This window comes from Microbacterium koreense, from assembly GCF_042677105.1.
Taxonomy (GTDB): domain Bacteria; phylum Actinomycetota; class Actinomycetes; order Actinomycetales; family Microbacteriaceae; genus Microbacterium; species Microbacterium koreense.
In genome coordinates this window covers 422,780-447,792 of record NZ_JBHTIM010000001.1, presented here as the reverse complement: position 1 = coordinate 447,792, position 25,013 = coordinate 422,780, and the positions used below count along the sequence as shown (strand labels likewise).

The window sequence follows — 25,013 nt, the reverse complement described above, 5'->3', positions numbered from 1 at the left end:
CGGAGAACCCCGTGGATAGGCTGGAACATATGGCCTCGACGGAGACCGCGCCCAGCGCGACAACGCCCAGCCCACACCACAAGAGCACCATCAAGACCTGGGTCTTCTGGCCCGCCTCGGTCATCGTGCTCGCGTTCAGTGCTTTCGCTCTGTTCACCCCGGATCTCGCCGAGGCGGCGTTCGGGGCGATCCAGTCCACGATCGTCAACGCGTTCAACTGGTACTACGTGCTGATCGCCGCGTTCTTCGTCGTGTTCGCTCTCGCGATCGGGTTCAGCAAGTTCGGCGACATCCGCCTCGGCGCCGATGACGACGAGCCCGAGTTCTCGCTCGGGGCCTGGTTCTCGCTGCTCTTCGCCGCGGGCATGGGCATCGGGCTGGTGTTCTACGGCGTGAGTGAACCGCTCAGCCACTTCGTGAACCCCCGCCCGGGTCTCACCGGCACCCCCGAGGACCTCGCGCAGGACGCGCTCAGTCAGACGTACCTGCACTGGGGTGTGCAGGCATGGTCGATCTACGTGATCGTCGGGTTGGGCTTGGCATACGCGATCCACCGTCGCAAGCGCCCGATCTCGATCCGGTGGGCCTTGGAGCCGCTGCTCGGCAGGCGCGTGCGGTCGGGGTGGGGCAACGCGATCGATGTCGTCGCGCTGGTGGGGACCCTCTTCGGTGTGGCGACCTCGCTCGGACTCGGCGTGCTGCAGATCAGCGCCGGTCTCGATTCGATCGGGTTCCTCGAGCCGACCGAACCGGTGCAGGTCGGGATCATCGCGGTCATCACCGTGTTCGTTCTGATGTCGGTCCTCTCGGGTGTGACGAAGGGCATGAAATGGCTCTCGTCGACCAACCTGATCCTGGCGGGGCTGTTGGTGCTGTACCTCCTGGTGTTCGGGCAGTCCGAGTTCTTGCTGCGTGACTGGGTGCAGTCGATCGGCAACTACATCCAGAACTTCATCGGACTGTCGTTCAACGTCAGCGCGTTCCAGGGAGCGGCCGGCGAGGCCTGGCAGGCGGCATGGACGTCGTTCTACTGGGGCTGGTGGATCTCGTGGTCGCCGTTCGTCGGAATCTTCATCGCCCGTATCTCGCGGGGGCGCACCGTTCGTCAGTTCGTCATGGGCGTCATCATTGTGCCGACCCTCATCACGATCCTGTGGTTCGCCGTGCTCGGTGGGTCGGCGCTGTATCTCGAACTGACCCGGCCTGGCTCGATGACCCTGGCCGACGGGTCGGTGAACCTGAACACGGCGTTGTTCCAGTTGCTCGAGTACATCCCCGGCACCCCGGTGCTGACGATCGGCGTGATCCTGCTCATCACGATCTTCTTCATCACCTCGTCCGATTCCGGCGCGCTCGTGATGGGCATGATCGCCACCGGCGGTCAGATCAACCCGCGCAAGTGGGTGCGCGTGTTCTTCACGCTGGCCACCGCCGTTCTCGCCGTCGCTCTGCTCCTCACCGGGGGACTGCAGGCGCTGCAGACCGCCGCGATCATCATCGCGCTGCCGTTCAGCGTCGTGATGCTGCTGATGTGTTGGTCGACGGTGATCGCATTCAGCCGGGAGCGGCGCGCGTACGACCGGGCCGCGCGTGCCCAACTCGTCGACCAGATCGGCGAGTACTACGGACTCGAAGTCGAGGATCTGAGCGACGAGGGTGCGCTTCACGAACCATCTTGGATGCGGCGCGTGGCCCGTCGGTTCGGACTGCGCCACGAGGCGCCGACCGTGTCCACCCCCGTCGTGCCGCTGCCGACCGCGCCCCTCCCGCCGGTGCTCACACACGTCGACGGAGACCTGCCGTCGCGCCACGCGACCCAGCGCGCATTGGATGCCGCGAACGCCGAAGCCGGTGGGGTGCCCACCGACGACATCGACAGCATCGTCGAGCACGACCCGCGAGCGCGCGGAGACGTCGAGGACGTCCCCGATCCCCGATCCGACGACGACGGGCGCGACCCGCTCGGCTGAGCCGCTCGCGCGCCTGCCTCAGTCGATCTGTGCCTGCTTCGCCCGCACGGGCAGCATGAGCAGCAACCCGGCGAGCAGCACGAGCACGATGCCGAGGATGCCGAGACGGGTGTCGCCCGAGATCGCGACGAACATCGCGAACAGGCCGGGGGCCAGGAACGAGACGGCGCGACCGGTCGTGGCATAGAGGCCGAAGATCTCTCCCTCGCGTCCGGGCGGGGTGATCCGCGCGAGGAACGACCGACTCGCCGCCTGGATCGGGCCGACGAATGCCGTGAGGGTCAGCCCGGCGATCCAGAATCCGATTTGGGCGGTGCCGATGAAGAGCACGACGCTGCCGGCGACGATCAGGCCGACCAGCGAGATCATGATCACCGCTTTGGGCCCGAAGCGGTCATCGAAACGACCGGCCAGGATCGTGAACGTGCCCGCGACGACGTTCGCCGCCACCGCGAAGTACAGCACCTCGGTCGAAGAGAAACCGAACACCTGCGCCGCGATGATGGCGCCGAAGGTGAAGACGCCGGCGAGGCCGTCGCGGAACACCGCGCTGGCGACGAGGAACTGCAGCACCTGGCGGTTGCCACGCCACAGTTTGGTGAGGGTGCCCCACAGCACCGCGTAGGACTGGAAGAAGCCGACGTGCTCCCGCTTTTCTTGGGCGGGGATCTCGGGAACCCGGAGCAGGACGGGGATCGCGAAGGCACCGAACCACACCGCCGAGGCGACGATCGCGAGTCGGATGCTCAGACCGTTGTCGGTCGTGATGCCCAGCGGGCCGGGGCTTTCGACCAGGCCGATGAACAGCACCAGCAACAGGATCAGCAACACGATGCCGCCGACGTAGCCCATGCCCCAGCCGAAGCCCGAGACGCGCCCCATGTTCTCTTTCGTCGAGACCTGGACGAGCATCGCGTTGTAGTTGACGCCGGCGAACTCGAAGAAGATGTTGCCGATCGCGAGGAGCACGGCTCCGAGCACAAGGAACGACGGCGATCCCTGCACGAAGAACATGGCGGCCATCGCCGCGACGACGAGGAACGTGTTGACGCCGAGCCACAGTTTGCGGCGCCCTGCCCCGTCGGAACGCTGACCGAGGACGGGCGCGAGAACGGCGATGAGCACCCCGGCGACCATGAGGGCGATGCCGATGAGTGAGGCATTGTCGGCGAGCGCCTTGACCAGCGCGGGGTCTTTCGCGTTGTCGCCGGCGGCCTCGACGATCGCCTCGTCGACGAAGAGGGTCGATGCCAGGTAGGTCGAGAAGACGAACGTCGTCACGACGGCGTTGAACGCCGCGGACCCCCAGTCCCACAGCGCCCACGCGAGGACCCCTCGTCGGCGGGTGCTGCCTGATGTACCGAACGCGGCCGCGGCCGCCTCGGAGTCCGGCGCGGGCTGATCGGGAAGCGACATGTCGGTCACGCTAGGGCTCCTCGATGAACATCGGGTAGCGGACTCGCTCGGGTGAGCGGATGCCGCCGCCGCTCCGGTGCGGCTGGCCTCACGCTACCGCCTCGCCCGCGGCGCGGTAAGATCGCGCGGCGGACGGAGGACGGTATGGCGCAGGACGCGGAGGATCGAGCACACCGAGGGCCGGGAGGGTGGGCTCACTCGCGTGTCTCACACCTCGAGGAACAATCCAGTGTTCTGACCGCCTACTTCAAGGAGCGGGTGTACGCCAGCTTCACAGGGCTGGCGATCGTCTTGGTCGTGTCGTCGGACACACACGCGTCGGCGGCGTACGCGCTGCTTTCGCTGGTGCTCGGCGTGGGAGGCATCGTCGCGGCGGGTTTCGTGTCCGATGTCATCTCGCACCTGGTCGTCCATCGCGAGGTTCCGCATCGTCGGACGTTCGCTCTGCTCGCGCGCATCGCGCTGGGCGGTCTCAGCACAGTCGTCGTTCCGGGCCTCTTGCTCGTTCTCGCCTGGATCCAGGTGATCCCCGTCGACGTCGCGCTCACGCTTGCCGTCGCCGTGTATGTCTTGACGTTAGTGGTGATCGGTCTGCTCGCGATCCGCGGCGCGCGCCTGACATGGGTTCAGAGCTTCGTTGCGCTCTTGATCTTGGTTGCGCTCGGTCTTCTCGTCATCGGGCTTCAGACTCTCGCACATTCGGTGGGCGGCCACTGACCGTTCCGCGGGTGGCTTCTTCGAGGAGTTCGAGGACGTGCCGGTACTCCCGGCCGGTCGCGCGGGTCATCTACCGCACGCGCGCCGTCATCTCGTCGCAGGTGCTGCGCATCCTCGCGCGCGAGCGGCTCGTGACGGTTGCCGGTCGCTCACGGTGAACTCTCGGCAAACTTGAGTCGACTCATATCAACTTCACTTGACATGCTCTCCGCTGATCGATAGCGTTGAGTCATCTCGGCTCAACCTCAATACTTCCGGTGATTCAGAGAGCCGATCCTCGACATTTACGGAACGACAACGGGATGCGGTGTCCACCGCATCCCAGACCAAAGGAGAAACACACATGGCACGTGCTGTGGGAATCGACCTCGGAACGACGAACTCCGTCGTCAGCGTCCTCGAAGGCGGCGAGCCGAAGGTCATCGCGAACGCAGAGGGCTTCCGCACGACGCCCTCCGTCGTCGCCTACACCAAGGACGGCGAGGTGCTCGTCGGCGAGACCGCCAAGCGCCAGGCCGTCACCAACGTCGACCGCACCGTCGCTTCGGTCAAGCGCCACATGGGCACCGACTGGAGCTTCGACGTCGACGGCAAAAAGTGGACGCCGCAGGAGATCTCCGCGCGCATCCTCCAGAAGCTCAAGCGCGACGCCGAGGAGTACCTCGGCGACACCGTGACCGACGCCGTCATCACGGTTCCCGCGTACTTCAACGACGCCGAGCGTCAGGCCACCAAGGAGGCCGGCGAGATCGCGGGCCTCAACGTGCTGCGCATCATCAACGAGCCCACCGCCGCCGCGCTCGCGTACGGCCTCGACAAGGGCAAGGAAGACGAGCTCATCCTCGTCTTCGACCTCGGTGGCGGAACGTTCGACGTCTCGCTGCTCGAAGTGGGCAAGGACGACGACTTCTCGACCATCCAGGTGCGCGCCACCTCGGGTGACAACCGCCTCGGTGGAGACGACTGGGACCAGCGCCTCGTCGAGTACCTCATGAAGCAGTTCAAGGACACCACCGGCGTCGACGTCTCCAGCGACAAGATCGCGCTGCAGCGTCTCAAGGAGGCCGCGGAGCAGGCGAAGAAGGAGCTGTCGAGCTCCACGTCGACCAGCGTCAACCTGCCCTACCTGTCGCTCACCGACAGCGGTCCGGTGTCGCTCAGCGAGACGATCACCCGCGCGAAGTTCGAGGACCTCACGAAGGACCTGCTCGACCGCACCAAGAAGCCCTTCGAGGACGTCATCCGCGAAGCCGGCATCAAGGTGGCCGACATCGACCACGTCGTGCTCGTCGGTGGATCGACGCGTATGCCCGCCGTCGCCGAGCTCGTCAAGCGCGAGACCGGCAAGGACGCCAACAAGGGTGTCAACCCCGACGAGGTCGTCGCCGTGGGCGCCGCCCTCCAGGCCGGTGTCCTCAAGGGTGAGCGCAAGGATGTGCTGCTCATCGACGTGACCCCCCTCAGCCTCGGAATCGAGACCAAGGGTGGCATCATGACCAAGCTCATCGAGCGCAACACGGCCATTCCGACCAAGCGCTCCGAGACCTTCACCACCGCGGACGACAACCAGCCGTCGGTCGCGATCCAGGTCTTCCAGGGTGAGCGTGAGTTCACGCGCGACAACAAGCCGCTCGGTACCTTCGAGCTGACGGGCATCGCGCCCGCGCCGCGCGGGGTTCCGCAGGTCGAGGTGACGTTCGACATCGACGCGAACGGCATCGTCCACGTGTCGGCGAAGGACAAGGGCACCGGCAAGGAGCAGTCGATGACCATCACGGGCGGATCGTCGCTCGCGAAGGAAGACATCGAGCGCATGGTGCGTGAGGCGGAGGAGAACGCCGCCGAAGACAAGAAGCGCCGTGAAGGTGCCGAGACCCGCAACCAGGCCGAGTCGCTCGCCTACTCGATCGAGAAGCTCATCTCGGAGAACGACGACAAGCTGCCCGCTGATGTCAAGGAGTCGGTCCAGAAGGATGTCGACGACCTCAAGTCGGCCCTCGCCGGTGACGACGACGACGCGGTGAAGGCTGCGTTCGACAAGCTCAACGAGAGCCAGGGCAAGCTCGGCGAGGCGATCTACGCGCAGAACCAGGCCGCCGCGGCCGACGGTGCCGCCGAAGAGGCCTCGCAGGAGACCGGGGCCGCCGAAGAAGAAGATGTCATCGACGCCGAGGTCGTCGACGACGAAGAGGACAAGAAGTAAAGCCATGACAGACAAGGACGACTTCGAAGACAACGAGGTCCGTCCGGACGACGAGGGGTCGGAGGCGAACGTCTCCGACCCCGCGTCGCACCAGGACGACCTGACGGTCGATGACATCCTCGGCGCGGACCAGACCGACGACGCCCTCACCGGCGACGACGCGGTCGACCTCCCGCCCGAGGCGGCGGGCTACCTCGCCGACCTGAAGCGCATGACCGCCGAATACGCCAACTACCGTCGGCGCACCGAGGCACAGCGTGGCATCGAGATCGACCGGGCCAAGGGTGAGGCGGCCAAGAGCCTCCTGCCCGTGCTCGACGACCTCGACCGCGCTGAGAAGCACGGTGACCTCGAAGAGGGCACCGCGTTCGCGGCGATCGCGGAGAAGATCCGCGGCTCGGTGACGAAGCTCGGTGTGGTCGCCTATGGCGCCACGGGTGACGTGTTCGACCCGCAGCAGCACGAAGCGATCTTCCAGGTGCCGACGCCCGGTCAGACCGAAACCACGGTGCTCGAGGTCGTCGAGGTGGGGTACCGCCTCGGCGATGTCGAATTGCGGCCGGCCAAGGTCGTCGTCGCCGTACCGGCCGAGTAGGAGGGGAGGAGGCATCCATGGCAAGTCAAGATTGGTTCGACAAGGACTTCTACAAGACCCTCGGGGTCTCCAAGGACGTCTCCGACGCCGACCTGAAGAAGACCTACCGCAAGCTGGCACGCAAGTATCACCCGGACTCGAACCAGGGTGACGCGAGCGCAGAGGCGAAGTTCAAGGAGATCAGCGAAGCGTACGCGGTGCTGAGCGACCGGGACCAGCGCGAAGAGTACGACCAGATCCGAGCGATGGGATCCGGCGCCCGCTTCACGGCAGGCGGCCGGGGCGCCGGCGGCTTCGAGGACGTGTTCTCGCAGTTCGGACAGAGCCGCGGCGGCGGTCGCTACACCTCCGCCGAAGACTTCGAGGACATCTTCTCGATGTTCGGGCAGCAGGGCGGCGGTTTCGGTTCCGGACGTTTCGGGCAGTCCACCGGCGGCTTCCGCGGCTTCGGTGGACCGACCCGCGGCGCCGACGTCACCGCACGGACCACGATCGACTTCACGACCGCTGCCAAGGGCGAGACGATCACCCTGCAGGGCGAGGACGGCCGGCCGTTCAAGGTGAAGATCCCCGCGGGGGTCGTCGACGGTCAGAAGATCCGTCTGCGGGGGCGGGGACGCCCATCGCCGGACGGAGGCGAGACCGGCGACATCATCGTTCAGGTCAGCGTGCGCGCCCACCCGGTCTTCGAACGCGACGGGCTCAACCTGCGCGTCAAGGTTCCGGTGACCTTCACCGAAGCAACCCTCGGCGCGACGATCGAAGTCCCCACCCTCGGCGGTGACCCGGTCAAGCTCCGCGTCGCGCCCGGCACACCGTCGGGCCGCGTCCTGCGGGTGAAAGGGCGCGGTGTCGAAACCCAGAAGGGCACAGGAGACCTGCTCGCCGAGGTACAGGTGGCCGTTCCGGCACACCTGGATGACGCCGCCCGTGAAGCACTCGAGCGCTTCCAGTCGCTCGAGCCGAAAGAGAATCCGCGCGCCGACCTCATGGCCAAGGCCCGCGGCTAGACGATGAGAGGGGTGGAGGTGCATGACCGAAGACGAGCTCGATGAGAACGCGCCGATCTTCGCGATCGCGGTGGCGGCGGAGCTGTCGGGCATGCACCCCCAAACCCTCCGACAGTACGACCGGCTCGGTCTGGTCGTTCCCGCCCGCACACAGGGCGGGTCGCGCCGGTACTCCGTGCGCCATGTCGAACAACTGCGCGAAGTCGCACGTCTCTCGGCCGAGGGCATCGGACTCCCCGCCATCATCCGCATTCTGGACCTCGAGAGCCGGGTGCAGGAGCTTCATCTGCGCGTGCGCGACCTCGAAGACCGCGTCCGTGCCGAGGTCGAGAGGCGCCCCGGCGCGCGGGTGTTCGCGGCCGGCTCCACGGGCGCAGTCGTCACGGTTCGCCGTGGCACGCGCGTTCGCCGCTCCACCGACATCGTGCGATGGCGGCCCGAGCCACCGCCCCGTGAAGACGGAGCGGATACCGACGGATCTCGCTGAGCGCGGTGCGGTAGACGGGGTCCGTCACCGTCATGCCGCTACGCTCGCTCCGTGAGCACAACGCCCCCCACGTCGCGCTTCGACATCACCTCGCGTGATGACGCCACCGAGCGCTCGCTCGAATCACTCGCACTCGGAGCCGGAGCGGCGGGGTTCGTCGTCGTCGGACTCGTCGCCGTCGTTGTCTTCCGTTTCGGCGAAGCGCCCATCGCCGGTCCAGGGTCCGTCGGGCAGTTCAGCGCCATCGCGGCGGCTGTCGTCGCCATCCTCGTCTTCATCGCCGGTCGGTGGCTGGTTCGCCGGGGCGCCCGTGTGCGCCCGCTCGACGTCGTCGATCTGGTCGCCCTCGCCTTCGCCCACGGCATCATCGCGCTGCTGTCGTGGACGCTCGTCGCGGACATCCTCGAACAGGGCTTCCTCGGTGCGGAGGTCTACGGACTTGCCGTCATCGTGCTCGCCGCCGGAGTGGCCGCCGTCACCGGGTACATCGTCTTTCACTCGGCCGTGCACATGGACTTGCAGTTGCTCGCCGTCGTTCTCGCCGTCTTCCTCGTCGAAGGCATCATCGCGAGCATGCTTACCGCGAGCGATCCGCTGTGGTGGAAGGACAACCTCAGCGCCCTCGGCATGAACAACGATCTGTCATCGATGACGTTCAACATCACCCTGATCGTCGCGGGAATCCTCGTCACCACACTGGCTCGGGCCGCGACCGCCGGAATCCCCACGTCGAACCCCCGCGGGATCGGGCGCGTCCGCGTCAGCCTCGTCGTCGTCGGGGTGTTCCTCGGCCTCGTGGGAGTCTTCCCCGTCGATGATTTCTTCGCCCTCCACACCGGCGTCGCGTCGGGCATGGCTGTCGCGTTCGGCGTGCTCGTCCTGCGCCTGCGGGCGTGGATCCCCGGAATGCCGCGGCCATTCGTGCTGCTCGGGCTGGTGTTCGTCGCAACGATCGTCGTGCTCGCAGTGTTCTTCGCCATCGGGTACTACACGCTCACGGCGGTCGAATTGGTCGCCGGAATGCTCGTCTTCACCTGGATCGTGCTCTTCATCCGCAACGCGGCGGCTCTCGCTCAGGATGCCGTGCGCCTCCCGGAGGCCGCCGAATGACGGCGCCCCCGACGGCCGGGGGCCCCAAGGTGAACCGTCGGCGCGGCGAGACCCCCGCCACGCAACGCTGGAACGCGGTGATGTACTGGCCGCTCACCGTGGCCGCGCTGCTCTTCCTGATCACCTATACGTTCCATGTGATCGCAGACTTCCACGGCACCGAAGCGGTCGTGGCCCATACGCTCATCGCGCTGACCTGGGTGGTCTTCATCGTCGACTACCTCGTGCGCCTCGCGCTGTCGAACCCGCGGGGTGAGTGGTTTCGCACGCACCTCGCAGCGCTCGGGATCACGATCGTGCCGCCCCTGAGGCCCGTCGTGCTGCTCGATGCGTTCACCCGAATCGCGGAGTTCCGACGCACCGCCGGTTCGGGGCTGCGTGCGCGCCTGCTCATCTACGGCATCGGCAGCACCCTGCTTCTGATCTGGTACATCTCGCTGGTCGTGCTCCAGGCAGAGCGCCACGCTCCGGGCGCCACGATCGTCAGCTTCGGGGATGCGGTCTGGTGGGCGTTCTGCACCGTCACCACCGTCGGGTACGGCGACTATGTGCCGGTGACGTTGCAGGGCCGCATCGCCGCGGTGGTGCTCATGGCGGGGGGCGTCGTCCTGGTCGGCCTCATCGTCGCCACCATCTCGTCAGCCGTCGTCGAACGTGTCTCGAACGCGTCGACACCGCAGCGTCCTCCTCATCGCCGGCGCCGCCGACGTCACCCGACTGAAGCGGGGGGCAGGCCCGAGCACGACCACCCCGAGCACGACAGAGCAGACCATGAACTCGATCACCACACAGGTGATGAAACCGACGACCCCGAAGACCCTTCGCGCCCGTGACCTCCTCGACCCCAGGAACGCCCTCGCTGCGACTGCTCGTCGGGCTCGCGGCATCCGTCGTCGTGCTCGCCGGGCTCTTCTTCGCACGTGATCTCGTCGGCCCGCTCGCGCTCGCCGCGGTCATCGTGATCATCTGCCATCCGCTGCGACACCCGCTCGAACGCCGCGGCTGGCCCAGCTGGGCGGCGACCACCGCGGTGATCACACTGGCCTACGTGATCCTCGCCGTCCTGGTCGGTCTCCTCTGGTTCGCGGGCACCCGCTTCAGCGCGCTCGTCGTCGACTTCGCGTCTGACCTTCGTTCATCGGCTGACAAGACGGTGGCGTGGCTGCGCGACCTCGGTCTCGACGCCGCCGCCGCCGATGCCGCGGCATCGTTGCTCGAGCCCTCGTCGATCCTCGGGTTCGCAGCATCCCTCACCGGTACTGCACTCGGTGTGCTGACGGCGTTCTTCTTCGTGCTCGCTTACGTCATCTTCATGGCTGCGGATGCCGCACGCTACGCGCGCACACCCGCCGCGTTCGGCCACACCCTGCCGCGGTTCCAGGCCTTCCACAGCGGTGTGCGGCGCTACTACGTCGTCAACGCCACATTCGGTGCGATCGTCGCGGTGGTCGACGGACTCGCGCTGTGGGCGCTGGGAATTCCCGCCCCGGTCGTCTGGGCGATCCTCGCGTTCGTCACCAACTTCGTTCCCAACATCGGGTTCGTGCTGGGCGTGATCCCGCCGGCGGTCCTCGCTCTCGTGGTCGGAGGATGGCCACTTTTGCTCGCGGTCGTCGCGATCTACTGCGTCGTCAACGTCACCCTGCAGGTGCTGATCCAGCCCAAGTTCGTCAGCGACGCCGTCAATCTGAGCCTCACTTTGAGCTTCTTCTCGGTGATCTTCTGGACCTTCATCATCGGGCCGCTGGGCGCGATCCTGTCGATTCCGCTGACGCTCCTCGTGCGCTCGCTGGTGCTCGAAGGAGACCCGGGCACGCGACGGTTGCGCTGGCTCTCCGGAGACGACGACGCCGCGCCATAGCGACGCGACGGGGGTACCCTGAACCGTGCTCGTCAGACTGCTCGTCCGCTACCTCGCTCCCTACCGGTGGTTGCTCGCGGCGCTCCTAGTCTTCCAGTTCGCCTCCGCGATCGCCGCACTCTACTTGCCTCGACTCAATGCGGACATCATCGACAACGGCCTGGCCCGCGGCGACACGGCCTACATCTGGTCGACCGGTGCGCTCATGCTCACGATCTCGTTCGGACAGATTTCGGCATCGATCGTCGCGACGTACTTCGCCGCCCGCGCGGCGATGAGTCTCGGCCGCGACCTGCGGCGCGACATCTTCGACAAGGTGAGCGGCTTCTCAGAGCGGGAGGTGTCGACATTCGGCGCCGGGTCGCTCATCACCCGCAACACCAACGATGTCCAGCAGGTCCAGATGCTCACGATGATGGCGTCGACCATGATGGTGACCGCGCCGCTGTTGGCGATCGGCGGAATCGTGATGGCGTTGCAGCAGGACGTCGGTCTGAGCTGGTTGATCGGTGTCGCCGTTCCCCTCCTGCTGTTCATCGTCGGCCTCGTGATCAGCCGGATGGTGCCGCTCTTCCGCACCTTCCAAGCCAAACTCGACGCGATCAACCGAATCATGCGTGAGCAACTCACCGGGGTGCGCGTCGTGCGCGCGTTCGTGCGCGAAGACATCGAAGAGAAGCGTTTCGCCGTCGCCAACACCGACATCATGGTGGTCGGGCGCAAGGTCGGCTCGCTCTTCGTTCTGCTCTTTCCGATCGCGATGCTCGTGCTCAACGTCACCGTCGTGGGCGTGATCTGGTTCGGAGGAATCCAGGTCGACGCGGGTGAGGTCGAGATCGGCACCCTCTTCGCCTTCATGCAATACGTCGGTCAGATCCTCATGGGGGTCCTGATGGCGAGCTTCATGACGATCATGATCCCGCGCGCCGCCGTCTCCGCGGACCGCATCGGCGAGGTCCTCGCGAGCGAGTCGACGCTCACCCGGCCCGCCGATCCCGTGCGCACCTTCGACGAGCCGGGAACGGTGCGCTTCGATGACGTCGGGTTCAGCTTCCCCGGCGCCGAGGAGCCGGTGCTGCGCGGCATCCGCTTCGACGCCGCCCGCGGCGAGACGGTCGCGATCGTCGGATCCACCGGCGCCGGCAAGACCACGCTGATCTCGCTCATCCCACGACTGTTCGACGTCACGTCGGGGGCAGTGAAGGTCGGCGGCGTGGACGTGCGTGATGCCGACCTCGATGAACTGTGGAAGACGATCGGTCTCGTGCCACAGCGACCGTTCCTGTTCAGCGGAACCGTTGCGTCCAATCTGCGGTTCGGGCGGGAGGACGCGACCGATGACGAACTCTGGCACGCGCTCGAGATCGCCCAGGGACGCGACTTCGTCGAAGAGATGGAGGGCGGCCTTGAGGCGCGCATCGCGCAGGGTGGCACGAACGTCTCGGGCGGCCAGCGGCAGAGGCTCTCGATCGCACGGGCGATCGTGCACCGCCCCGACATCCTGGTGTTCGATGACTCGTTCTCGGCACTCGACCTCTCGACCGATGCGCGTCTGCGTCAAGCGCTCTGGCGCGAACTGCCCGAGGTGACGAAGATCGTCGTCGCGCAGCGCATCTCGACGATCACCGACGCGGACCGCATCATCGTCCTCGAAGACGGGCGGATGGTCGGTCGTGGCACCCACACCGAGCTGCTGGCGTCGAACGAGACGTATCGCGAGATCGCCGAGTCGCAGCTGGGGGTGGACGCGTGAGCACCCCCGACATGCAGACCGAAGAAGAACGGTTCGAAGAAGAAGCCGCCGAGCAGGCACGGCAGAGCGCGGGCGAGCGCGGGTCGGTCGCGCCCGGCAAGCCGGCGAATTTCGGCAAGAGCTTCGCGCGCCTGGTCGGGTTGCTCAGGCCCCACGCGGTGGCGTTCGTGTTCGTGTCGATCCTCGGCGCGATCGGAGTCGTCCTCGCGGTGATCGCCCCCCGCATCTTGGGTGAGGCGACGAACGTCATCTTCGAAGGCGTCGTCTCCTCGGCGCTCGGAGACCAGTTCCCGGTCGGTACCTCCCAAGCAGACGTGGTCGCCGCGCTCGAGGGGGCAGGTCAGACCGACCTGGCGAACATGGTGCGCGCGATGTCCGACTTCGCCGTGGGTGCGGGTGTCGACTTCGACCGCCTGCGACTCGTGATCGTCGGCGTTCTGGCGATCTATGTCGGCTCGTCGTTGCTGAACTGGGTGCAGGGCTATGTCATCAACGTGATCATGGTGCGCACCATGTGGCGTCTGCGCGAGTCGGTCGAGCAGAAGATCAATCGACTGCCGCTGTCGTATTTCGATCGCGTGCAGCGAGGCGAGCTGATCTCGCGCGTCACGAACGACATCGACAACATCACCCAGACGATGCAGCAGTCCCTTTCCAGCGTGGTCACCTCGGTGCTCACGGTGGTCGGGGTGCTCATCATGATGTTCTCGATCTCGTGGCAACTGGCACTCGTGGCGCTGGTCTCGCTGCCGCTCATGGCGATCATCTTCGGCATCATCGGCCCCAAATCGCAGAAGGCCTTCGGTGTTCAGTGGCGCAAGGTCGGCGTGCTCAACGCCCGCGTCGAAGAATCGTTCTCGGGCCACGCGCTCGTGAAGGTGTTCGGTCGTGAGCGGGACGCGCGGGAGAAGTTCGACGTCGAGAATGAGGAACTCTTCCGGGCGAGCTTCGTGGCCCAGTTCCTGTCGGGGATCATCATGCCCGGCATGATGTTCGTCGGAAACCTCGCCTACGTCGGTATCGCCGTCCTCGGAGCCGTCATGGTCGCCGGTGGGCAGCTGCGTCTCGGCGACGTGCAGGCCTTCATCCAGTACTCGCAGCAGTTCACCCAGCCGTTGTCGCAACTCGGGGGAATGGCCGCCGTCATCCAGTCGGGAACCGCGTCGGCCGAGCGCGTGTTCGATCTGCTGGATGCCGAAGAGCAGACTTCCGACGCCGTCGACGCACCCGCGCCGGCCGATGGTGACGGGGTGATCGAGTTCCGCCACGTGCAGTTCGCGTATTCGCCCGACAAGCCGCTCATCACCGACCTGTCGTTCCGCGTCGAACCGGGGCAGACGGTTGCGATCGTCGGACCGACCGGAGCCGGAAAGACGACTCTCGTCAACCTGATCATGCGGTTCTACGAGCTCGACGGCGGTGAGATTCTGCTCGACGGGCAGAGCATCGCTGATCTCCGCCGCGAGGACGTGCGCGCGCGTACCGGAATGGTGCTGCAGGATCCGTGGCTGTTCGCCGGAACGATCCGCGAGAACATCCGCTACGGCCGTGAGACGGCCACCGACGACGAGATCGTCGACGCCGCCGTGGCCACGCGCGTCGACCGGTTCGTGCACTCGCTGCCCGACGGGTACGACACCGTGCTCGACGAAGATGCGTCGAACGTCTCGGCCGGCGAGAAGCAGCTCATCACGATCGCCCGGGCATTCGTCGCCCAGCCGTCGGTGCTGATCCTCGACGAGGCCACATCGTCGGTGGACACCCGCACCGAGCTTCTCCTGCAGCAGGCGATGGCGGCGTTGCGTGAGGGGCGGACCTCGTTCGTGATCGCGCATCGATTGTCGACGATCCGGGATGCCGATCTCATCCTCGTCATGGAGCACGGCGACATCGTCGAACAGGGCACGCACGATGAGCTCATCGCCACCCAAGGTGCGTACTGGCGTCTCTACCAGTCGCAGTTCGAGCAGGCGGCGCGCGACGTCGACGAGGAAGAAGCGATCCACGAGGGGCCGGTGACAGGGACGATCACCGTCGTGTCCGATCACTCGTCCGAGTGAGCCGCGGCCTCGAGCGGGGTGCCGTGTTTCTCGGCGCTCGTAGGATTGCCGCGTGAAGGGTGCGTGGCAGTCGATACGGAAGCGAGCCGTCCTCATCGCGCTCGTCGCCGCCGGCATCGCCCTCCTGCCCGTCGCTGCGACGCTCGGAGCGACCGTCTATGGGATCGGGGTCCCAGCCTCCCTCCTGATCGCGATGCTGCAGGCCTTCGCGGTCGCCGCGGTCGTCATCCGACCGTGGGTCGCGGTGGTCACGATGATGCTCGGTGTCGTCGGTACAACCCTGTTGGTCGCGCCCACCGCAACCGCCCCGTGGCCGGTACCCGTGGCCACCATGCTCGCGGTGGCGATCACTCTCGCCGGCCTCGCCGTCGTGAAGCGGTGGACCTTCACCGCGACCGTGTGGGCAGTCGTCGTGGGGTGGACGCTCGGGGTGACGGCGCTGCGCCCGTCGCACCCGGCCGTTCCCGGTGCTGTCGCCGCCGACCTCATCGTGTTCGCGGGTGTCGCGTTGCTCTCGCTCGTCGTGGGCGTCGCCGTGGGCCGGTGGTCCGATACCCGCCGTCAGCTTGACGATCAACGTTCCGCCACGGCGCGTGAGGTCGAGCGTCGAGAGCTCGTCGAAGAGCGCGCGCGCATCGCGCGTGAACTGCACGACGTCGTCGCCCACGGCATGTCCGCGATCCAGGTGCAGGCAGCCAGTGCGCGCTATCGTCTGCCGGATCTGACCGAGGATGCGGCGCGCGAGTTCGACGACGTCGCGCACCGCGCGCGGACCGCCATGACGGACATGCGACACATCCTCGATGCGCTCCGATCCGATGAAGCGGACCGCGCGCCGCAACCCGGTGTCGCCGACCTGCCCGCGCTGCTGGCGAGCCCCGCACACGGAGGCGAGCTCGTGGTCGACGACCAATGGCGCGACGATCCGCCGCGCGATCCCCTGGTGGGTTTGACGGTCTACCGCGTCGTACAGGAGTCGCTCAGCAATGTCGCCCGGCATGCCCGGGGAGCGGCGGTGACGATCACGCTCAGTCGAGAGGCGCCCGATATCGTCGTGACCGTGCGCAATGCTCCACCGCCGGCCGGCGTGCGTGCCGGAGACGGCGGGGGACACGGCTTGCGCGGGATGCGCGAACGGGCCGCCCTCGTCGGCGGCGCACTGCGCGCGGCCCCCACGGACGATGGCGGATTCATCGTCGAGGCGCGACTGCCGGAAAGGACGGAGGGACGATGACGGGCATCTCGGTCCTCGTCGTCGACGACCAGGCGATGGTGCGGGCGGGGTTCGCGGCGATTCTGGACGCGCAACCCGATATGACCGTCGTCGGGCAGGCGGCGAACGGTGACGAGGCGGTGGTCGCCTCTCGGCGGTTGCATCCCGATGTGATCGTGATGGATGTGCGGATGCCGGTGCGCAACGGCATCGAAGCCACGCGCGAGATCCTGTCCGCCGACGCAGCCGAGCGTCCGCTCCCTCGTGTTCTGATCCTCACGACCTTCGACGCAGACGAGTACGTCCACGAAGCGCTCGCCGCCGGAGCGAGCGGTTTCCTCCTGAAAGACGCATCGCCCGACGACCTGGCGACCGCGGTGCGGGTCATCGCCGAGGGTGACGCCCTCTTGGCGCCGCGCATCACACGGCGTCTCCTCGAACGGTTCTCCGCCCAGCGGCACCCGGTGAACCGTCATGCGCTTCGGCTCGCGGGTCTGACAGATCGAGAGCGCGAAGTGCTCGTCCTCGTCGGAAGCGGCAAGTCCAACGCCGAGATCGCCGAGATGCTCTTCATCGCTGAGCAGACGGTGAAGACGCACGTCAGTCGCATCTTCACCAAGCTCGACCTGCGTGACCGTGTACACGCGGTGATCTTCGCGTACGACGCCGGCGTGGTCACCCCCGGCGACTGACCCCCTACCCGGGTAGGGGGTCGGAATGGCTCGGGCGGGGGACGCGCGCGGGCGAACCGTCGACGGACTCTGATCTCTGCGACGCACCTCGCGTTGCGGAAAGGTCCCCATGACGCTCGTCGCACCTCGTCCGCGCACCGCAGACCGCCCGCGTTCCGAGACGCGGAGAGACGGTGCCGTCGACCTCGCCCGTGCCGCGTCGCTGATCGTGGTCGTCCTCCTGCACGCGATGATGGTCGGGGTCTCGATGGTCGACGGGATGCCGGTCTTCGAGAACGCGATGCAGTCCTGGGAAGGGTTCCCTGCCGCGACCTGGGTCGTGCAGGTCATGCCCCTGTTCTTCGTCCTCGGCGGCTACTCGTCGTACATGGATTGGACACGCCGACACGCGTCGGGTCAGGGATACACGCGATACGTGCGTACGCGCGTCGGCCGTTTGATCGCACCCGCCATCGGCGCGCTGGCGGCGACGGCGATCCTGCTCGCCGGCTTGACGATCGCAGGAGTTCCCGCAGGTGTCGTCTCAGAAGCGGGCTTCCGCCTCAGTCAGCCGCTGTGGTTCCTCGGGGTGTATCTGCTCTGCACGATCCTCGTACCCGTTGCCGTCGCGGCCCATGTGCGTCGCCCGTTCCTCGCCATCGGCGTTCTCGCCGCGGGCGTTGTCACCGTGGACGTCCTCCGTGTCGCGACCGGTGTCGACGGGCTCGGATTCGTCAACCTGCTGTTCGTCTGGGTGCTGCTCCAGCAGGTCGGCTTCTTCATGGCCGAAGGGTTTCTCGGCCGGCTGTCGCCCCGACCGGCCCTGGTGTTCGGGGCGATGTCGTTCATTCTTCTCGGTGTGACCGTGGCGCTCGGGATGTACACCGGTGATCTGTTCGAGGCGCTCAACCCTCCGACGGGTGCCCTCGTGATTCTCGGGGTCGCACAGGCGTCCATCTTCCAGGCGATGCGCGCTCCCCTCAGGGCGCTCAGTGAGAACGCCGCCGTCGCTGCCGCTGCGCGCTGGATCGGCGCACGGTCCATGACGATCTACGCCTGGCACATGCTCGTACTGATCGGGCTCGCGGGCGTATCGCTGGTGATTCCCGCTGCGCTCCCCGACGTGTTGTCGGCCGATTGGTGGTCGACGCGGCCCGCGTGGCTGATCGTGAGCCTTGTCGCGGTGGGCGTCGTCGCGGCCGTGGCGGGACGCGCGGAGGCGACGAAGAGTGCGTCCACGTCGACGAGCCGCGGCGGCATCGCGACGACGGTCGTCATCGCCGCGACAGCCGCGGCCGGCATCGTGGTGATTCTGGTCGGTGGCGGTTCGTTGGCGGCGTGGGTGGTCGGACTCACGCTCGGACGGGTCGCACTCGGCGCGGTCAGCCCAGAAGCTTCGCCTTCGCAGCGGCGAACTCTGCGTCGTTGAGCACGCCGGCCTGTTGGAGGGCGGCGAGCTTCTGCAGCTCGGCGACGATGTCGACGCCACCGGCGGCCGGTGCTGCCGGTGCTGCCGGTGCTGCCGGTGCTGCCGCGACGGGCGGTGGAGCGTACTGCGCGGCAGCAGCCTGAGCGGCGGCGTCGATCTGCGCCTGCTGCTGCGCTGCCTGGTACTGCTCCTGCTCGTATTGAGCCTGCGCCTTCTTGCGCTGGTTGTTGCCGACGGCACCCGAGACGGCGCTGGCCGTTCCGGCGACGACGGCGGTGCGTGCGGCGAGACCGATGAGGCCGGGACGGCCCACTCTGCGGATCATGTGTGTTCTCTCCTCTGTGATCAGGACTCGTCGACGAGGTCCAGGACGGCGTTGACGATCGGAGCGGGGATGCGCTCGACACTCAAGACGGTGGCGCCCGATGTGGAGACGCTCTCGGCCAAGCGGCGTGCGTAGGTGAGCTCGAGTGCCACGATGGCGGCGGATGCTCCGGGCGGAACGAGCTCGGCGAGTTCGGCGATGTCCTCCTCGCCGGCGACGCCGACCTCGTGGAGGTCAAGCGGGAAATCCGCGTCCTCGACCTCGACGATCGAGACGTCGCCGTTGTCGTCTTTCGAGATGACGACGAAGTCGAGCAGGCGCATCAAGCCGCCCTCGAGCAGCTCACCGAGCGCGTCGAGCATGCGCGGGTCGGGGCCGTCGCCGTCGAACCCGACGAGATACAGCTCGACGGGTCCGTAGCGGAAGTCGGTCATGGGGTGTCCTTTCCTCGGGGGATGGGTGGTCACGTACGCGGCGGGTCAGAACCCACCGATGCCCTTGCCGATGAGCATGACGCCGATGACCAGGAGCAGTACCGCCATGATGACCGCGTTTTCGCGTGACAGCCAGAGCCGCAGTCGATCCAGTGGCTCGCGCAGCCGGTCAGCCGCGAACAGGTAGGCGACGACCGGGACGAGAACGGTCGACGCCGCGATGATCGTGTAAACGGCGATCACGACGATGAGTGGGCCTGTCGCCAACGTCGCCGCGCCGATATCGACACCTGCGGAGGCGCCCAGCAGCAGATTCTTCGGATTGACACCCGACAGCAGAAAACCGAGCCCCAGTGCGCCGGGGAAGGTGATGGTGTCGATCGCCCGCATCCATTTCGGAAGCTCCGGCACGCCGTCGCCGCGTGGTCGTCCGCGCCAGCGGCGCACCGCGAGGATCACGAGGGCGAGCCCTGCGACCAGATGGATGATCGCTCGGATCGGCGTTGCCGCATCCGAGGTGGCGTCCGGAAGGACGGCCGAGATCAGGGTGAAGATCGTGACGGCGATCACGATGCCGAGTACCCAGCCCAGGAGAAACCCGACGCCCGTGACGCGCGCCTTCGGTGACAGCAACATCAGGATGGCGGCGATGATCGGGATCGGGCTGATCGCGACGCCGAGGGCGAGGGGCAGGATGTCTCCGATGACGGATTCCACGGGGGTGAGCTCCTCGGATCGGGTCGACGCGGAAACGGCCGAACGACGAAGGGGTGATTCTGAGGCTAGCGCTCTCGCACTCTTCGGTGGGCGGCGATTCCTCCCAGAACGGATGCCGCGTGCGAAGAGCGACCGCGTGTGACATCGAGGGCGGATGCCGGGAACGTCGCTTTCGGTGTGGCGTTTACGGGTCCAGGCGCAGCACGTCGGGCCCCTCGCCCACCGCGACGTCGTCGACGAGGCGCAGCGAACGGGCGAGGTCGTCGACCGACCCGATCACCGTGCCGAACCGCTCGCGATCGGCGCACACCGCGGTGACGGTCACGAAGGCCGAGCCCGTATCCCACGTATAGGTCGCGAAGGGGGTTCTAGGCTCAGGTGGAAGTGGCATCGCCAGCTTCTCGCCCACCCCGAGGTAGGTGCCGCGGAACGTCTCGGTGTCGTCGTATTCCATCGGCATCATGGCGCGTGCCGCGCGCAGTTGCGCCGTCGCCTCCTGCACCTGCGCCATCACGACGACGAGCTCCGGGTCGGCCTTCCACACCCACACCAGCACGCGTCCGTCGGCGCGGCGCATGAGAAACGGGGCTGCTTGGCTCATGGCCCACGCGGCCACACCACTGCCGCCCCGTGTCTCGGCGCCCATAGCCCGGTTCGCCTGGCCGAGTAGCATCCGGATCGCCGCCTTGCGGTGGCGACGTCCGCGCCATCTGAGTGACCCGGTGACCGGTACCCAGAGCGTCTCGTCGGCGTCGGCGTGCAGTCGCGGCATGCGTCCAGCGTATGCCGCCGTTTCCTCAGGGCGTGCGTGAGGCGCTCAGGTACAGTGGACGGGGCGCTCGAACAGTCCGGTCGCGCGCCCTTCCGCCGCACAGACAGGCCGCTCTTCGTGACCGATTCCGCGACGCCCGACGACACCGCCGACGCCGTGACCTCTCGGCCGCTCACCATCCTCATGGGCGCCGACACCTTCCTGCCCCATGTCAACGGCGCCGCGCGCTTCGCAGAACGGCTCGCTGCGGGCCTGGTCGCCCGCGGGCACAATGTGCAGGTCATGGCGCCGAGCGCCGGGCACCGCAACCACGGTGTCTTCGTCGAGGAGATCGAGGGTGAACAGGTCACGATGCGCCGGTTGCCGTCGTGGCGCTGGCCTCCCCACGACTGGTTGACGTTCGTGTTGCCGTGGCTGTCGAAGCACTACGCACGGCGCGCCCTCGACGAGGTCAAGCCCGACATCGTCCACATCCAGTCGCACATCGTGATCGGCCGCGGGCTCGCCCGCGAAGCGCGCAAGCGCGGAATCCCGGTCGTCGCGACCAACCACGTGATGGCCGAGAATGTGCTCGACTTCACGACCCTGCCGCCGCTGCTGGACCGCATCTTCGTCAGGCTGGCGTGGAACGACGCGAAGAAGACGTTCGATCTGACGCGCGCGGTGACGACGCCGACGCGCAAGGCCGCGGACTTCCTCGAGAACACGATCGACATCGAGGGTGTCGTCCCGGTCAGCTGCGGAATCGATGCCTCGAACTACACCGCCGACCTCACGCCGCGCGACAAGAACCGTCTTGCGTTCGTCGGGCGTCTGACGACCGAGAAGCAGATCGATGTCGTCCTGCGCGCGCTGACCAAGCTCGACCCGGCGCTGGAGGTGACCCTCGACATCGTCGGCACCGGTGACCAGCGCCGCAATCTCGAGGAGCTCACGACTCGCCTCGGGCTCTCCGACCGCGTGACGTTCCACGGACGCACGACCGACGCCGAGCTGCGGGCCGTTCTCACGCGGGCGAGTGCGTTCGTCATCGCGTCGATCGCCGAGTTGCAGTCCATCGCCACGATGGAGGCCATGGCGTCCGGACTGCCGATCGTGGCGGCCGACGCCGTCGCGTTGCCTCACCTCGTCCACGACGGCGAGAACGGGTACCTCTTCCGCCCAGGCGACGTCGATGACCTGGCCGCGAAGATCACGATGGTGCTCACGCAGTCGCCGGACGAGCGTCGGCGGATGCAGGAAGCCTCGCTCGAGGGCGTGAAGATCCACGACATGCGGCGCACGCTCGACACGTTCGAGGCGCTGTACCGCGACGAACCCCTGCCGGAGTAACCGCCGTGCACGTCGTGATGTTCGGCGATCAGCACCTCGAGACACTCGGTGGCGCGCAGGTATCGATGCGGCTGCAGCGGCGGTTCCTCGAGCGCGCCGGGCACACGGTGACCGTGGTCGCACCGGCCATGCATGGTCCGCGCGCGCGTGCGACGCCGTTCGACGCGGCCTATGTTGATCTGCCGTCCGTTCCGATCACGCCAGACCGCGAGTACTCGATGACGTGGCCCGGCCAGGCGGCGGATCGACGGGTGGATGCCGCGCTCGTCGGTCGTGCACCGGTCGACGTCGTCCACGTGCAGGCCGATTTCTGGGGTGCGTTCATCGGGCATCGATTCGCGCACCGTCATGGATTGCCCGTCGTCCATACGATGCACAACCGCGTGGACGTGGGCATCGAGGCGACGGTGCCCGCGCCTTCACTGGTGCTGGCGGCCTTGGGGGCGTGGCAGCGCCACGCGCTCGGACTGGACTCCCGCAGTCGCGACGGGTGGGACTTCTTGCGCGGCTTCGCGAAGCGATCGGATGCGGTGACCGCTCCGTCGACGCACTTCGCCCACCGGCTCGAGCAGCACGGCGTCGTGCCCCGTGGAGGGGAGGGTGTCGACGTGGTGTGGAACGGCATCGACGACCTGCTCCTTGACGAGGTGCTCGCGGCGGCGCCTGCTGATCGCGCGCCCGGACCGCCGCGCCTGGTCTGGCTCGGGCGGATGAGTCCCGAGAAGCGACTCTTGCCGTTCCTCGAGGCGGTGGTCGCGTCGGGTGCGCGCGTCGACGTCGAGGTGATCGGCGGTGGCACCGAACTCGGGGCGGCGCGGAGGATCGTCGACGCCGGTGAGAGCGAGGGTGCCGGCGCATCCGTCACCTTCTCCGGGCGGCTGCCGTATGCCCAGACGCTCGCGCGTATCGCGGCGGCCGACGCGGTGGTACAGACGTCGATCGGTTTCGAAACCCAAGGGATGACGATCTTCGAGGCGGCATCGCTCGGGACCCCGTCGATCGTGAGCGATCCCGACCTGGCGCGCGAGCTCGGTTCGGGCTTCTGGGCGGTGGGCGGTGCCGTCGACACCGCGGCGGCGGAGGCGGACGCGTCGGTCGCCGCGCTCGCCGAGGCGATCCGAGTCGCCGCCGCCGACATCGCCGGTGGTCGCGCGGTCACGCCGGATCCGATGGTGCGTGAGCGTTTCCGCCAATCCTCGCGAACGGCGGCGATGGTCGAGGTCTACGACCGGGTGCGCGGGGGTCAGCCGGCGAAGACCTCGAACGCGAGTGGGTAGGCGAGCCTGATCAGGACGCCGGACAGCAGTGCGATCGCGATTCCGACGCCGATTCCCGCGGCGCTTCGTGCAGACTCGCGCCGGGTGAGCCCGAGGATGCCCAGGGCGAGTCCGGCGAGCCCGAGCACCGAGGTCATGACCGAGTCGCCGATGCTGACGGCCGATGTCAGCGCCGGGTCGTCGAGGGCGGCGGCCAGCAGGAAGACGAAGACAAGCTGCCAGACGATCGCCGCGACGCCGAAGGCGACCGAGAGGATGCCTGGGACGTTGTTCGACGGTGGGGCGGAGGAAGCAACGAGCGACGACGACGCGACGTCGGGGGCGGCCGGCGCGGGGACCGGGGCATGCACGTCGCCCGAGTGACGGTCGAAGGGGGGTGTCGACATCGCGAGCCTCTCGGTGGGTGCGGCTTGAGTATACGGACGCCGCACAGCTCGTGGTCGTCGGATCAGGGAAGACGTCTCGGATCGGTCGGAATGCGTCGATATCCGTCGTTGCCGAGTGCACGGAAGGTGGAGACGATGGCGACGACGGCGAGGCCGAAGATGGTGATGAGGAGTGCCATGGCAGAAAAGCTATGCTTGCGCGATTTCCGCCACGAGTGGCAGAATAGCCGCTGCTCGTAGGATTTCTGCCACCCGTGGAGGTTCCCGTGAAAACCGTCGCCGTGATCGTCCAGCACGGCTTCGCGCCGTTCGAGTTCGGCTTGGCCTGCGAGGCGTTCGGCCTCGATCGCGAAGCCGACGGCATCGCGAACTTCGACTTCCGGATCGTCACCCCCGAACCGGGAGCGATCCGCAGCAACATCGGGTTCTCGATCAACGTCGACGATGACCTCACCTTCGCCGAGACGGCGGACCTCGTCGTCGTCACTCCGATCCCGCGCTCGGATTGGCAGCGCGCCGACGAACGCGTGTCCGCGGTCATCCGCAACGCCGTCGCGCGCGACGCATGGGTGCTGAGCGTCTGCAGTGGATCTTTCGCGGTCGCCGCGTCCGGGGTGCTCGACGGACGCCGCGCGACGACACACTGGATGTACGCCGATACCATGGCGGCGCTCTACCCCGCCGTGCATGTGGATCCTGACGTGCTCTATGTGCAGGACGGTCGCATCATCACCAGCGCGGGGACCGCTGCGGGTCTCGACGCGTGTCTGCACCTGCTGAGACAGGAGCTGGGGGCTGAGGCGACGAATCGGATCGCCCGGCGCATGGTCGTTCCCCCGCAGCGCGACGGCGGGCAGGCGCAATTCATCGAGTCGCCGCTGCCGCGCGTGTCGTCGCTGTCACTTGCGCCCGTCGCCGATTGGATGCTCGAGAACCTCCGGCGAGATCTCACCGTCAACCAGCTCGCCGCCCGCGCCCATATGTCGCCGCGGACCTTCGCCCGCCGCTTCAAGGCCGACTACGGTGCCACGCCGGCGGCGTGGATCACCCGTCAGCGGATCATCCACGCGCAGCGGATGCTCGAGCAGACAGACCACGCACTCGACCGCATCGCCGACGAGTGCGGGTTCGGCTCAGCCGCGGTGCTGCGGCAGAACTTCGCCCGCGTGCTCGCAACGACGCCTACGGCGTATCGGGCACGTTTCGCCTGCACGCCCGAATCCGTTCGCGCGGCGCGGGCCGCGGCATCCGTGCTCGAACCGGTCGCCTGACGCG

At 67.3% G+C, this 25,013-nt stretch carries 23 protein-coding genes; 17 read left to right on the top strand and 6 right to left on the bottom strand.

Translation table 11 applies throughout. From position 1 onward, the window contains the following. Positions 1-29: 29 nt before the first annotated feature. Complete coding sequence (locus ACFQZV_RS01970) at positions 30-1,970, top strand: BCCT family transporter (RefSeq protein WP_378751747.1); 1,941 nt, start codon at positions 30-32, stop codon at positions 1,968-1,970. A gap of 18 nt (positions 1,971-1,988) precedes the next feature. Here ACFQZV_RS01970 and ACFQZV_RS01965 read toward each other — a convergent pair whose 3' ends face one another. Then, positions 1,989-3,386 carry an MFS transporter gene (locus tag ACFQZV_RS01965; protein ID WP_378751809.1) on the bottom strand — a complete coding sequence of 466 codons (1,398 nt, stop codon included), beginning with the start codon at positions 3,384-3,386 and terminating at the stop codon, positions 1,989-1,991. Between the two features lie 144 nt (positions 3,387-3,530). Between ACFQZV_RS01965 and ACFQZV_RS01960 the strand changes: the two genes are divergently transcribed. The 13 genes from ACFQZV_RS01960 (at position 3,531) to ACFQZV_RS01900 (ending at position 18,495) form a co-directional block, all read left to right on the top strand. Next, positions 3,531-4,103 carry a hypothetical protein gene (locus ACFQZV_RS01960; protein ID WP_378751745.1) on the top strand — a complete coding sequence of 191 codons (573 nt, stop codon included), beginning with the start codon at positions 3,531-3,533 and terminating at the stop codon, positions 4,101-4,103. Positions 4,104-4,446: 343 nt separating this feature from the next. Beyond that, positions 4,447-6,306: a molecular chaperone DnaK gene (dnaK, locus tag ACFQZV_RS01955; RefSeq protein WP_378751743.1), complete on the top strand. Its 1,860-nt coding sequence runs from the start codon at positions 4,447-4,449 to the stop codon at positions 6,304-6,306. A gap of 4 nt (positions 6,307-6,310) precedes the next feature. Next, positions 6,311-6,901, top strand: coding sequence for a nucleotide exchange factor GrpE (locus ACFQZV_RS01950; RefSeq protein ID WP_378751741.1), 591 nt, complete (start codon positions 6,311-6,313; stop codon positions 6,899-6,901). 17 nt (positions 6,902-6,918) lie between these two features. Next, positions 6,919-7,911: a DnaJ C-terminal domain-containing protein gene (locus ACFQZV_RS01945; RefSeq protein WP_378751739.1), complete on the top strand. Its 993-nt coding sequence runs from the start codon at positions 6,919-6,921 to the stop codon at positions 7,909-7,911. A 22-nt stretch (positions 7,912-7,933) separates the two neighbouring features. Further along, positions 7,934-8,398, top strand: coding sequence for a heat shock protein transcriptional repressor HspR (locus ACFQZV_RS01940; protein ID WP_378751737.1), 465 nt, complete (start codon positions 7,934-7,936; stop codon positions 8,396-8,398). Positions 8,399-8,449: 51 nt separating this feature from the next. Beyond that, complete coding sequence (locus tag ACFQZV_RS01935) at positions 8,450-9,508, top strand: hypothetical protein (protein ID WP_378751735.1); 1,059 nt, start codon at positions 8,450-8,452, stop codon at positions 9,506-9,508. Next, entirely contained in the window at positions 9,505-10,341 is an 837-nt protein-coding gene (locus ACFQZV_RS01930) for a potassium channel family protein (protein ID WP_378751733.1), read from the top strand. Before ACFQZV_RS01935 ends, ACFQZV_RS01930 begins: the two co-directional genes overlap by 4 nt. Next, positions 10,338-11,369 carry an AI-2E family transporter gene (locus ACFQZV_RS01925; protein WP_378751731.1) on the top strand — a complete coding sequence of 344 codons (1,032 nt, stop codon included), beginning with the start codon at positions 10,338-10,340 and terminating at the stop codon, positions 11,367-11,369. Before ACFQZV_RS01930 ends, ACFQZV_RS01925 begins: the two co-directional genes overlap by 4 nt. A 25-nt stretch (positions 11,370-11,394) precedes the next feature. Beyond that, positions 11,395-13,122, top strand: coding sequence for an ABC transporter ATP-binding protein (locus tag ACFQZV_RS01920; protein ID WP_378751729.1), 1,728 nt, complete (start codon positions 11,395-11,397; stop codon positions 13,120-13,122). Between the two features lie 11 nt (positions 13,123-13,133). Further along, positions 13,134-15,182 (top strand): ABC transporter ATP-binding protein, encoded by a 2,049-nt coding sequence (locus ACFQZV_RS01915; RefSeq protein ID WP_378751807.1) that lies wholly within the window; start codon positions 13,134-13,136, stop codon positions 15,180-15,182. Positions 15,183-15,234: 52 nt separating this feature from the next. Continuing rightward, positions 15,235-16,416, top strand: coding sequence for a sensor histidine kinase (locus ACFQZV_RS01910; protein WP_378751727.1), 1,182 nt, complete (start codon positions 15,235-15,237; stop codon positions 16,414-16,416). Beyond that, positions 16,413-17,087, top strand: a complete 675-nt coding sequence (locus tag ACFQZV_RS01905) for a response regulator (protein ID WP_378751725.1) — start codon at positions 16,413-16,415, stop codon at positions 17,085-17,087. Before ACFQZV_RS01910 ends, ACFQZV_RS01905 begins: the two co-directional genes overlap by 4 nt. Before the next feature lie 109 nt (positions 17,088-17,196). Further along, on the top strand, positions 17,197-18,495 hold the full coding sequence (locus ACFQZV_RS01900; protein ID WP_378751723.1) for an acyltransferase family protein: 1,299 nt from the start codon (positions 17,197-17,199) through the stop codon (positions 18,493-18,495). Here the strand turns inward: ACFQZV_RS01900 and ACFQZV_RS01895 are convergent. The 4 genes from ACFQZV_RS01895 to ACFQZV_RS01880 form a co-directional block, all read right to left on the bottom strand. After that, complete coding sequence (locus ACFQZV_RS01895; protein ID WP_378751721.1) at positions 18,449-18,820, bottom strand: SHOCT domain-containing protein; 372 nt, start codon at positions 18,818-18,820, stop codon at positions 18,449-18,451. The genes ACFQZV_RS01900 and ACFQZV_RS01895 overlap by 47 nt on opposite strands. Positions 18,821-18,840: 20 nt before the next feature. Beyond that, positions 18,841-19,254, bottom strand: coding sequence for a DUF6325 family protein (locus ACFQZV_RS01890; RefSeq protein WP_378751719.1), 414 nt, complete (start codon positions 19,252-19,254; stop codon positions 18,841-18,843). 45 nt (positions 19,255-19,299) lie between these two features. Next, on the bottom strand, positions 19,300-19,971 hold the full coding sequence (locus tag ACFQZV_RS01885; RefSeq protein ID WP_378751717.1) for a GAP family protein: 672 nt from the start codon (positions 19,969-19,971) through the stop codon (positions 19,300-19,302). Between the two features lie 184 nt (positions 19,972-20,155). Next, positions 20,156-20,743, bottom strand: coding sequence for a hypothetical protein (locus ACFQZV_RS01880; RefSeq protein WP_378751715.1), 588 nt, complete (start codon positions 20,741-20,743; stop codon positions 20,156-20,158). Positions 20,744-20,860: 117 nt separating this feature from the next. Between ACFQZV_RS01880 and ACFQZV_RS01875 the strand changes: the two genes are divergently transcribed. Together ACFQZV_RS01875 and ACFQZV_RS01870 are read left to right on the top strand one after the other, a co-directional pair. Further along, positions 20,861-22,075, top strand: coding sequence for a glycosyltransferase (locus ACFQZV_RS01875; RefSeq protein ID WP_378751713.1), 1,215 nt, complete (start codon positions 20,861-20,863; stop codon positions 22,073-22,075). Between the two features lie 5 nt (positions 22,076-22,080). Further along, complete coding sequence (locus ACFQZV_RS01870) at positions 22,081-23,352, top strand: glycosyltransferase (protein WP_378751711.1); 1,272 nt, start codon at positions 22,081-22,083, stop codon at positions 23,350-23,352. On the opposite strand, the gene ACFQZV_RS01865 is transcribed toward ACFQZV_RS01870, so the two are convergent. Continuing rightward, on the bottom strand, positions 23,319-23,738 hold the full coding sequence (locus ACFQZV_RS01865) for a hypothetical protein (protein WP_378751709.1): 420 nt from the start codon (positions 23,736-23,738) through the stop codon (positions 23,319-23,321). The genes ACFQZV_RS01870 and ACFQZV_RS01865 overlap by 34 nt on opposite strands. A 266-nt stretch (positions 23,739-24,004) precedes the next feature. Here ACFQZV_RS01865 and ACFQZV_RS01860 point away from each other — a divergent pair, with 266 nt between their 5' ends. After that, entirely contained in the window at positions 24,005-25,009 is a 1,005-nt protein-coding gene (locus ACFQZV_RS01860; protein ID WP_378751806.1) for a GlxA family transcriptional regulator, read from the top strand. Positions 25,010-25,013: the final 4 nt, after the last annotated feature.